Source organism: Actinosynnema sp. ALI-1.44 (assembly GCF_001984155.1).
GTDB lineage: Bacteria > Actinomycetota > Actinomycetes > Mycobacteriales > Pseudonocardiaceae > Kibdelosporangium.
In genome coordinates this window covers 1,301,236-1,312,337 of record NZ_MTQO01000054.1, presented here as the reverse complement: position 1 = coordinate 1,312,337, position 11,102 = coordinate 1,301,236, and the positions used below count along the sequence as shown (strand labels likewise).

General features: G+C 64.1%; 6 protein-coding genes, 1 tRNA gene and 1 CRISPR repeat array. Of the genes, 4 read left to right on the top strand and 3 right to left on the bottom strand.

Features of this window, described 5'->3' with window-relative positions; genetic code table 11:
• Positions 1-624, bottom strand: a 624-nt coding sequence (locus ALI144C_RS52885; RefSeq protein WP_143231459.1) for a hypothetical protein, incomplete at its 3' end; no start/stop codon positions are given.
• A gap of 352 nt (positions 625-976) precedes the next feature.
• Between ALI144C_RS52885 and ALI144C_RS58605 the strand changes: the two genes are divergently transcribed.
• Together ALI144C_RS58605 and ALI144C_RS52875 are read left to right on the top strand one after the other, a co-directional pair.
• On the top strand, positions 977-5,143 hold the full coding sequence (locus ALI144C_RS58605) for a hypothetical protein (RefSeq protein WP_076994784.1): 4,167 nt from the start codon (positions 977-979) through the stop codon (positions 5,141-5,143).
• Positions 5,144-5,414: 271 nt separating this feature from the next.
• Positions 5,415-6,052: direct repeats of the CRISPR family, unit length 23 nt; unit sequence CCCCGCGCAGGCGGGGCTGTTCC.
• A gap of 953 nt (positions 6,053-7,005) precedes the next feature.
• Positions 7,006-7,341: a hypothetical protein gene (locus ALI144C_RS52875; protein WP_076994783.1), complete on the top strand. Its 336-nt coding sequence runs from the start codon at positions 7,006-7,008 to the stop codon at positions 7,339-7,341.
• Between the two features lie 373 nt (positions 7,342-7,714).
• Here ALI144C_RS52875 and ALI144C_RS52865 read toward each other — a convergent pair whose 3' ends face one another.
• The gene (locus tag ALI144C_RS52865; protein WP_076994781.1) at positions 7,715-8,623 is read right to left on the bottom strand and encodes a helix-turn-helix domain-containing protein; all 909 of its coding nucleotides are present in this window, start codon (positions 8,621-8,623) and stop codon (positions 7,715-7,717) included.
• A gap of 182 nt (positions 8,624-8,805) precedes the next feature.
• Between ALI144C_RS52865 and ALI144C_RS52860 the strand changes: the two genes are divergently transcribed.
• Complete coding sequence (locus tag ALI144C_RS52860; RefSeq protein WP_076994780.1) at positions 8,806-9,039, top strand: DUF397 domain-containing protein; 234 nt, start codon at positions 8,806-8,808, stop codon at positions 9,037-9,039.
• Positions 9,040-9,727: 688 nt separating this feature from the next.
• Positions 9,728-10,825: an integrase core domain-containing protein gene (locus ALI144C_RS58280; RefSeq protein WP_076994779.1), complete on the top strand. Its 1,098-nt coding sequence runs from the start codon at positions 9,728-9,730 to the stop codon at positions 10,823-10,825.
• Between the two features lie 65 nt (positions 10,826-10,890).
• On the opposite strand, the gene ALI144C_RS56225 is transcribed toward ALI144C_RS58280, so the two are convergent.
• Positions 10,891-10,991: transfer RNA gene (locus ALI144C_RS56225), tRNA-Ala, on the bottom strand.
• Between the last annotated feature and the right edge of the window lie 111 nt (positions 10,992-11,102).

The window sequence follows — 11,102 nt, the reverse complement described above, 5'->3', positions numbered from 1 at the left end:
CACCACCGGCTTCTTCCCGGCCTGCGGTGACAGGTCCGCAGTGACCGTACGCGCAGCGGTGTCGTTCTTCGAGGCCAAGGGGGTTTGGACGCGACACTCTGGTTGGTCGGGAGTGGTCAGTGCGCAGTCAGGCAGGGTGACCAGGCGCAGACGGCTGCCAAACCCGGCGCCGACCGACTCGCCGAAGCCGGAGTAGTCCACCCCGACCGATGTCGCCTCGGGTGAGGTGACCGACAGCAGCACTCCGGCGACTCCAGCCCGGCGGGTGACTTCCTGGTCGGCGACGCGCACCTGTGCGGTGCCCTTGCCGCCGCTCAAGAACACCGGCAACGCTCCAGCACGTTGCCGGGTTGTCCTGGCCTGGGTGAGATCCACGCTTGCCTCACCCGCGGCAGGCCACGTCGCCTGCCGCGCCGCAGGCACATCCGCCATCTTCGGCTGAGGCTCGAGACGTAGCGGAAAGTCCTTGTAGGGGATGGGTTCCACCTTCTGGGGAACCGGACGATCCGGATCGACCGCCGCCTGTGCAGGCCCGGCGAGCGCGGTCACCACCGTGGTGGCGATCACCAGAGCCATCCAGAGTGACCTGCCCGAGAACGCGCGGCGTTGTCTGCCCGAGGCCATGATCGTAACCCCCCGTTACGGACGATCCCCACCTGTCTATCGGCTAGCGGACCGTAGCGAACCCACCCCACACCCCACAAGACCTGCGGTTTTCCTGCCTGGCAATGGGATCAAGACTCCCTATGCCGTTAGGAGCAAGTTCCACGTGTGGACGGCTCACGCCCTGTTCAAGCGCGCCTGCGACGAGTAGTTTCCGCACGACTGTCCAACCTCAGGGGGGATCCTGATGCGCCGTCGCGCGTTTGCCATGCCTGCCAGACGATGGGTCGTTCCCGCAGTCGTCGTCGCACTTCTCTCGACAGGCGCCACGATCACCCAATCACCGCCAGCTGCGGCAAGCCCACCGTCCACCGTGAGCACTTCGTCAAGTCCCCCAGGCTCGACCAAGCCAGCGGAGGTCGCGGCGTTCGCTCAAGCTCGCAAAACCGGCAAACCGGTTGAGGTCGAAGGACAACAGACACCCAACACCACCATCACGGCTGATCCGGACGGGCAGTTCACCTACCGCGCCACCGCCCGACCCGAACGGGTCCAGCAAGACGGTCATTGGCGCCCGATCGACACCACCCTCACCCGGCACAGCGACGGCCTGTATCGACCTGTTGCCTCGACGGCGAATGTCGCGTTCTCCGGCGGCGGAACCAGCCCTCTGGTCACTTTGTCCGCAGGCGACAAGCAGCTGACGTTGTCGTGGCCCACGCTCCTGCCTACCCCCACCGTGCACGGCAGCTCGGCGACCTACCCGAGCGTGCTACCGGGCGTCGATCTGCAGATGACCGCCACCCCGGACAGCTACCGCAAAATCCTCATCGTCCACGACGCCACAGCGGCGAAAAACCCCGCGCTCACCGCAATCACCCTGCACGCCGCCACCACCGGCCTGACCCTCAGCGCTGGACCAGACGGCACGCTCAACGCCAACGACACCACCACCGGCAAGCCCGTGTTCGTCGGCTCCACACCACAGATGTGGGACTCCCGTCACGACGACGGGCAACCAGTCCCCACCGCCGACGAACCCGGCAACACCACCCACGTCCAGCTTGATGTCACCCCCGCGGACAACGGCGGTGCGCTCGTCACCATCACCCCGGACCCGGCGGCGCTGACGGGCAAAGACGTGGTGTACCCGGTGTACATCGATCCGACCACGGGCGACATTCGCGCCACCGACTGGGGAGACGTCGCCGACAACGGATTCACCAACTACCGCGACGACTTTTTCGCCCGAGTCGGCCGCTGCTACAAGTTCGCTGAATGCAACGGGAACAGAAACTGGGTCGCCCGTTCCTTCTTCGTCATGCCCACCACCGCGTTGCAAGCCCGCAACGGCTACACCGCCGTGCTGCGCTCGGCGACGTTCACCATCACCAACGCCCACACCGGCGACAACGGCTGCAATCCCGTCCAAGCCTTCTACAACGGCTCGCAGTTCACCTCAGCCACCCGCTGGCCAGGCCCCGACAACGGGACCGACATGGACATCCCGCAGAACGCCTGCAAGGGAGCCTCGGTCCTGTACAACGCCATCGCCGCAGCCCAGACCGCGGTCAACTTCAACTCCAGCCAGATCACCATCGGCCTGAAGTCAGCCGCCGAAGGCACCCAGGACGGCCATCACTGGAACCGATTCGACAGCGGCAGCGCCGCGTTCGCCATCCGGTTCGCCTTCCCGCCCGGCCCCGCGACCAACCAGGGCATCTCCAAAGCCGTCACCTGCACCGGCCAGCCCATCACCTCGGACGCGTACCCCACCCTGTCCGCCACCGCCACGGACAACAACATCCCGGTGTTGAACATCCTGCTGTACTTCGAAGTATGGACCGCCGACGAAACCACCCACATCACCACCAGCCCACCCATCCAGGTCGCGTCCGGCACCACCGGCCAATGGCAAGTCAACGTCAACCTCGGCAACGGCGACTACGGCTACCGCGTCGCGGTCAAGAACACCGGCGGCGACGGCACCGGCGAAATCTGGAACGGCACCTTCTCCCCCTGGACCAAATTCCAAACCCGCGCCACCCCACCCGGCAAGCCCACACTGGACAGCAGAGACTATCCCCCCAACTACTGGGGCCACGGCGCCGGAACCTTCTACTTCAAGACCAACCCCAACGACTACACCACCGCCGGCTGGGCCTACAGCTTCACCGGCCCCGGCACCGTGAAAGTCCCCAACACCAGCGACTGCAACTACAACCAGAAGTTCCCCAACGGCGGCTGGGTCGCCCGTAAACCCCTCACCACCGGCGACGGGACCGACGCTCAGATCATCCCCGCCAACTTCCCACCCGGCTACCACACCGTCCACGTCCGGGCGTTCGACCACGCCCACAACCTCTCCGCTGAGGAAACCGCCTACACCTTCTACGTCGCCCCCCACTACGGCGTCACCACCCGCCTCAACACCGGCGACCCGACCCAGGTCGCCGTGACCCAACCCGCGGGCCAGAACATCCCCATCACTCAAAAGGACGGCCGCCTCCAGTTCGATGGCACCGCGAAAGACCAGTCCTTCAGCATGGCGTTCGCCGCGCCACTCGAGGCCGACTACGCACTCGGCGTCCGGATCGCCTCCGGTTTGGTCCCCGGCAACAGGAACAACGTCACCGTCACCGTCGACGACGCCCCCAAACCACTCATCCCAGCGGGCCAGACCTACGGTGCGCTCGGCGGCGTCCACCTGACCAAAGGCCAGCACGTCATCACCCTGACCACCACCGACACCCCCGGCTCCAGCATCGACCCGTTCGACGTCACCATCACCGGCATCGACGCCATCCCGCTCAACAACGTCACCACCACCAGCTTCGCCGACGCGATGGACAACGACGGCATCAGCAACGACGGCACCACCGTCCCGGCCGACACCTCCCTCGACTTCGACGGTTCCGCCCTCTCCGCGCAAACCCTCGCAGCGGCAGGACTCGCACCCGGCGCCACACTCACCGTCCAAGGCGCCACCTTCACCCTGCCCACCCCCACCAGCACTGGCTTCGACAACGTCGTCGCAATCGGACAAACCATCCCGCTCCCCGCCGCACACCAGGTTCCCTCCACCGCCATCGGATTCCTCGTGGCCAGCACCTGCGGAGCGACGCCCGCCACGACAGCCAGGATCACCTACACCGACGGCAGCATCGATCAACCACAGCTCGCTGCCGTCCCGGACTGGGCAAAAGCACCCGAAGGCGTGGCCACCCCTGTCACGACCTTGCCCTATCGCAATACCGGCGCGACGAAAGACACCGTGAACAAGCCGACCCTGTACGCGGTGTTCATCCCCGCCAACCCACTCAAAACACCGCAGAAGATCACCCTGCCGAACCTGGGCACCGCCTTCCGCCGCACCTGTGTCGACAGCGCCGCCCTGCACGTGCTCGCCATGGCACCACGACCGGTCACCCCACCCGACGGCAAAACCTGGGCCGGCGCCTGGACCGCACCCGCCGACACCGCCACCACACCACCCACCGGCGGCCTCGCCGACAAAACCCTCCGCATCATCGCCCACCCCTCCATCACCGGCAGCGAAGCCCGCATCCGGTTATCCAACACCGGCTCCCCCACACCCGTCACCATCGACGCGGCCACCATCGCCGCCCACACCACCGGCGCCGCCACCACCACCCCCACCACCCTGAAGTTCAACGGCAACGCCACCGTCACCATCCCCGCTGGCGGTGACGCCTACAGCGACCCCGTCCCCCTACCCACCGGTGGTTCCGGCAACCTCGCGGTCAGCCTCCACATCCCCCACGCCGTCACCACCACACCGGTGCACACCGCCAACGGCGCCACCACCTACCTGGCGTCCGGCAACGCCACCGCCAGCCAGGACGCCACCCCGTACACCACCACGTTGCCGAGCAGCTACTACCTCACCGGCATCGACGTCACCACCACGGCCAGCAACGGCACCGTCGCCATCCTCGCCGACCAGAACACCCGCGCCCCCGGCACACACACCAGTTGGGGCGACACACTCGCCACCCAACTCGGCAACCAACTGCCCGGCGGCCTGGTCACCACCACCCACACCACACCACCCCCGCCCGGATGGTGGACCGCACTCAACCAAACCACCCTCGCCGGGCCCAGGCTCCGCACCGTCGTCGTCACCCTCGGCGCCCAAGACATCCTCAACGGCGACACCCCACAAGCCGTCGAAGACAAACTGAGCGGACTCATCCGCGACATCAACGGCTACAACCGATACAAACGACCCGACGGAACCCGCATCCGCGTCATCCTCTCCACCATCGCCCCACTCGGCCTCGACCCCAACAGCACCCAAGAAAAGAACCGCCAACAACTCAACAGCAAGATCATTAGCAGCTACAAACAGTACGGCGCCAACGAGCTCATCAACCTCGACCAAGCAGTACGCGACAGCACCAACCCAGCCAACATCAACCCCACCTACCTCACCGGTGGCGTCGCCAACAACGCCTACTACCAACGCATCGCACAAACTTTCCACACCGAGATCACCAACGGCGCCATCATGTTCTAGAAATGTGCTGAACAACGCCATTTCGGGGGCGCTCAAGCAGAAAGTAAATCCAAAACAACGTCCCGGTTGCTAACATGCCTGGTCAACAAGCGTCGTCCCCGCGCAGAGTCCTTGGTCGGCGTCGTCGCCGCGCAGGCGGGGCTGTTCCCTGGGCTGCCGACTTCTTGGCCGCCTGAGCCAGGTCGTCCCTGCGTTGTTCGGGTCGGGCGATGAGGACGACATCGCAGCCGGGCTCCTCGTCGAGCACTTCGAGTTCGGCGGCGTACGTCGTCCCCGCGCAGGCGGGGCTGTTCCCGGCGTCGGCGACGCGTGGGCCGACGTCACCGGGTCGTCCCCGCGCAGGCGGGGCTGTTCCGGTGGTGAAACCTGCATGACCACCGTTCAATCCGCCGTCCCCGCGCAGGCGGGGCTGTTCCCTACAAGCTGTTCGGGGAGCTGGAGTTCCTGCGGTTGTCCCCGCGCAGGCGGGGCTGTTCCGTTCCTGCGTGAGCAGAACCTGGACCGGCCGGGGTTGTCCCCGCGCAGGCGGGGCTGTTTCCTACTCCTACATCGTGTCGACACAGGTTGCCTCGTTGTCCCCCGCGCAGGCGGGGCTGTTCCCGAGGGCTGCCGCCGGAGTTTCTGCCGTCCCGGCTGAAGTTGTCCCCGCGCAGGCGGGGGTGTTCCGAACTCGTGCGACAGGCGGACCGTGGACGGCATGTTGTCCCGGCGCAGGCGAGGCTGTTCCCGACAGTGTCGTAGGCGTTCTGGATCAGGTCAGGTTGTCCCCCGCGCAGGCGGGGCTGTTCCTGCTCGAAACATCGCTGCGCGAGTTAAACTGCTTGTCCCCGCGCAGGCGGGGCTGTTCCCTGGACCTGCTCGTCGGTGAGATCGACCTGCGTGTTGTCCCCGCGCAGGCGGGGCTGTCCCCCCGCATCCAAAACCTGCTTCGCCACCAACCCATCCATCCGAACCTAGACTCATTGCCCGACCAAGGTTGCGTGATCAGCCAAATACCCCCTCAGGTTGTGCAGCACGCTTCAGCACGTGAGCGCCGGACAATCACCGGACAATCATGCGAGGGTTACCTCGCACTGCACAGACTTCACAGTATTCACTGGTCCGCGACTCAGCTAGAAGATCTGATCGACGGGGATTCACCACCTGTTCTCCGAGTATGCGCAAGTCCTGTCAAGGACCTGCACGACCTGCACCTCTAGCCGATCGACACAGGCCCGCCAGCGCCAGCCCACAGCAGGTCAACCTTGACAACCCGTCACCGCCACGTCACGCACATTGACACTAAAGTCGGGTGACGCGAAGCCACGTAACGGCAATACCACTTCACGCGATCAGGCAACACAGGCCAATAGGCTGGCGAATCCACGCCTTCACCAGTTAGCAATGCATGAGAAGTACGATGACCAGCATTTGGCTCTTGACCTGGCCATATGCGGACGTTCCGGGCCGCGTCGACACTCGCCTGGCGGCGCTCCCAGCGGTTTGTGACGTACAAGCCATACGCATGACCATTGATACTTACCCGGCAGTATGCAAAGATCGACCGCGTAGCAGCACGGGGGACGTTTTGACACAGAAGACGGTCACAACAGACTTTTGCCTGCTATCAGGCACCGTTACCCATGGCGACGAACGCACTGATCAGGCTACCCACCATCACCGGGTCGTGTATTGTATGTCCGACTGTTCCGGTCAGCGAAAACACGGGGATCCGGTAATATTGTCCTCCAACGGCCGCTTGCATAGTTGGCTCAACGAGAGGATGCTTGTGACCCTGGACACTCGGCCGCCGGTTGGAGCCTGATGTCATCATGCCCCCACGAACCGACCAAGAACCAGTTCCGCCCCGTCTTATCCATTTCGTGCTCTATGGAATCGGGGCAGGCCTGATCGTCTTCGGCGCTGCGTCACTGTTGACCTGGCTGATCTACGACTCGCCGGTCATCATCGACCACGCCATCTCGTTGGTCATTCTTGCCGGACTCATGGTGGCGGCAGGGCTTGCCGCTAACCCCGTACTCACATGGCTCAGCGAGGCAGGCGCTGTCAGCTACAGGGCACAGACCGACGCTTCCGATACGTCGCCAGCCTATGAAGATACCTCGCAGAACGCCGTCACCTACCGCGCCGTCGCTTCAAACGCCGCCACTGCCCCGCGGCGACGCCGCCTGTCCCAAGGCAGGACGCAGCAGCGATGATCCAGGTCATCCAACTTGCTTGGGTCACCAGGAAAACTAGGGCAGCCAGCATCGCCAGCACGGCCAAGACGATTCCGCCGCACGCACTGACGAGCTTGATCACGTTTTTGGTCGCGTCGTTGTCCTTCACGATCCGCCAGAACAAGTCTTTCCACGATTCGGGCGGGCCTTCATACTGCGGGCCGTACGCGACCGCAGGCTGAGCCTGAGACCGGACGGGAGCCGGTGCCTGCGGCGCGGGTGCGCCTGCGCGTTTCGGGCCCTTGCGAGAGCGCCGTGGACGCTCATGCTCGTTCATGCGTGCTCCGTCCAGAACCCCTGTGGTTCCGTGGGCGGGTGGTTGGGTTTAATCACAGCGGTCGTCCGCACTCGCCTAGCTCAACCGACGGATGGCGTCGCCCAGGATCGACACGGTGTCCTCTGCGGGTCGCGCCAGCTCCGCCAAGCGATCGTGTCGACGCTCAAACTGCGAGCCGAGGGCGGGGTCGTCTCGAACTAGCAGGTCAGATGCAGCGCTCTCGAAGAAGAGAATGTTCTCCTGCGCGTCGCTGTCGTGTAGCTCATAGATCGTGTATGGGCCCCAGAGTCCGTTGTGCTGTCCGGCGTCGAATGGCAGTACCTGCACGGTAAAGCGGGGTCGTTCGGCAAGGTCGCGCAAGTGCTGTAGCTGCGCAGCCGTGGTCTGCGGGTCGGCCACGATCTGGCGGAGTACCGCTTCACCGAGGATGAGGTGCACGGTAGGCGCGTCGGCCTGGTCAAGTAGTTCCTGACGCCTAATTCGGGCATCAACCCAACGCGTTGACCCGGAGTTGGCGTCGAATCCCGTCCGCTCCTCGCCAGCCACTTCGGCAAGCGCCATGGCGTACGGCCGGTCCTGGTACAACCCCGACACCACGGACGGGCAGTACTCCTTGATCACCGCTGCGGAAGCCTCGAACCCTAACAGTCTCCGGTACTCCGGGTTGAGGATGTCCTTATAGGCGTCATGCCAGGGCTTGGTCCGGCTGGCACGCGACTGTGCCAGTGCCGCCTCGACTATCTCTGGGTCGGTGACTTCGAAATGGCTCAGCAGCAGGCGCAGATCGGCGAGCGAGACCGTCACTACCTCGGTCTCTATCCGGATGACCTTTGACAGGGACCACTCGAGCGCGTCCGCGAGCTGCTGTTGCGTCTGCCCGGCGCCCTCTCGCAGCCGACGCAGCCGGCGGCTCAGGCGTCTCCGCGCCACGAACGGATCAGACCCGCGCACCTCAACCTCCTCGGCGATATGGCCAACAGCCATATGGCTGTGATCGCCTCAAGAATAGCGCATAGTCGCCACCCGATCGTGTAGTCGACCGGCGGCCAGCGCGGCGCGGTACGGCTAGGTCGGACACCACCGGACCGGACGTTGTCTCGTCTTGGGCACAACGGAGACACCCGACCAGCGGCTGCATGTGTCGCTCAGTCCATCGATAATTGCTCATGTCGTCGTTTATCGAGGTCGACATGCGAGGGGACGAGATGACGATGCAGACGGATAAGGAGTGGCGAAAGAGCAGTCATAGCCACCCTGCCTCTAATTGCGTTGAGCTTTGCCTGACTTCACGCTTGGTCACCATCAGAGATTCAAAGAACCCCAACGAAGAACTACACCTGCGACCCGGCAGGTTCCAATTATTGGTAGCGATCCTCAAACTCAAAAAGTTTCAATCATAGACCCAGCAACCCGCTGCCAACATGACAATTCTCGGCCAAATCCTACAGCCCGGAGGGTGGATCGAGAGAACGCCTTACCGCCGCGACGCAGGCCAATTGGATGCCACACAACCAGAGACGAGGACACGGAGGCCTCCAACGTCCGAGGCACCCAACACGGAACAGCCCCGCCTGCGCGGGAATGACGGATCAGGCTATGACTTTGCTGGGCTGGTCTCGGAACTTCCCTAGCCTGTGCGGGGTCGTCCCTGTCATCCTGCCCGGTGCGGACCCCCACCACCGGCGCATTACCCAAAAGGGTCCAGCACGTCGCAGGCGAGGCTGTTCCGCAGTGGCCGCAGGCTGCGAGTTCCAGGCACCGTCCTCCCCCGCGCAGGCGGGATTGTTTCTGCCGCACGAGCTGCTCGAGCAGGTCTACGAGGTGGTCCACACGCAGGCGGAGCTGTTCCGGCGACTTGAGTGTCCGCTAGTGGAATGTCGTCGTCCTCGCGCAGGCGAGGCCTGTCCCCTCGGGCAGCCTCGGGACCGCAGAACGAAGGGGTCGCCTCCGCGCAGGCGGGACTGTCCCCAGCCGCAGCGTGCCTACGCTGCGCTTGCCGAAAACCTCATCCGTCCTGTCAGACCGTGTAACCAACATCAACTCCGTCGCCGTATACGCTCAGGGACCAGCACGGCAGGATGACTGGCCGTGCTGCTGCGACCGGCCTACCTCGGCCTGACAAACACCTTCGCCATGCTCCGCCTGCTCCCGATGAACGACCGGGACAAGGACATCGAGATCCTGGTGCTACGGCACCAGATCGCAGTACTGCAACGGCAACTCGGCGACACCAGAGTGCAATTCAGTCCGATTGACAGGGCGTTGTTCGCCGCGCTCCTGCACCGACTACCACGCCAGATCTTGCACAGACTCCACCTGCTGGTACGCCCGGACACAATCCTGCGCTGGCACCGCGACCTGCTCCGCCGACACCACGCCAGAATGTCGCGACCGAAACGCCCAGGCCGACCGCGCACCATCCGATCCATTCGAGTCCTGGTTCTCCGCCTGGCCAAAGAAAACCCCAGTTGGGGCTACCGCCGCATCCACGGCGAACTCCTCGTCCTCGGCATCAAGATCGCCGCCTCCACCGTGTGGCAGATCCTCACCGACGCCGGCATCCACCCCGCACCCGAACGCGCATCCAGCACCTGGGCACAGTTCCTCCGCTCCCAAGCTGAGGTCCTGCTGGCCTGCGACTTCCTCGAAACCGTCACCCTCACCAGCGCCCGCATGTACGTCCTGGTCGTGATCGAGCACGCGCACCGCAGGATCCGCATCCTCGGCGCCACAGCACATCCCACCGCGACCTGGGTGACTCAAGCCGTCCGCAATCTCGTCATGGACCTCGAGGACGCACATTGCCAAGCGCGATTCCTGATCCGCGACAGAGACGGCAAATTCCCTCAACTGTTCGACAACATCCTCGCCGACGCCGGCATCGAGGTCGTGCTCAGTGGTATTCAGATGCCCAGAATGAACTCGATCGTCGAACGCTGGATCCAAACCTGCCGACACGAACTGCTCGACCGCACCTTGATCTGGAACCAGCGTCACCTGGTTCACGCACTCCGTGAATACGAGCGCTTCTACAACTCGCACCAACCTCACCAAGGCATCGCCAACGCCCGACCATTACAACCGCTGCCAGAGCCGATCACCAATCCAGCCCAGATCACCAGGCTCGACGTCCGCCGGCGCTCACGTCTGGGCGGCAATCTCAACGAGTACTACTATGCAGCTTGACCTGCGCGGATGACATTTTCGGCAAGCGCAAGGTCGGAGGCTGATTTCCGAAAATTCAACGACTGTGGAGCTGAGGGGATTCGAACCCCTGACCCCCACACTGCCAGTGTGGTCCAAAAAGGACCATCACCAGCAGAAGACGAGAAACCCCAGCACAAACTGGTACCATTCAACGCCGTTGAGTGCAGTTCGACGCCGCTCAACGAACGTCAGTTCTCCAGATTTCCTCCACCCCAACGGGGTGTGAAACGGACCAAGCAGCCATCCATCCTTCATG

What these genes read in the sequence shown, in the direction of transcription:
- ALI144C_RS52865 (WP_076994781.1), bottom strand. Translation starts at nt 8,623, where the DNA reads ATGGCTGTTGGCCATATCGCCGAGGAGGTTGAGGTGCGCGGGTCTGAT.
- ALI144C_RS52860 (WP_076994780.1), top strand. Translation starts at nt 8,806, where the DNA reads ATGTCGTCGTTTATCGAGGTCGACATGCGAGGGGACGAGATGACGATG.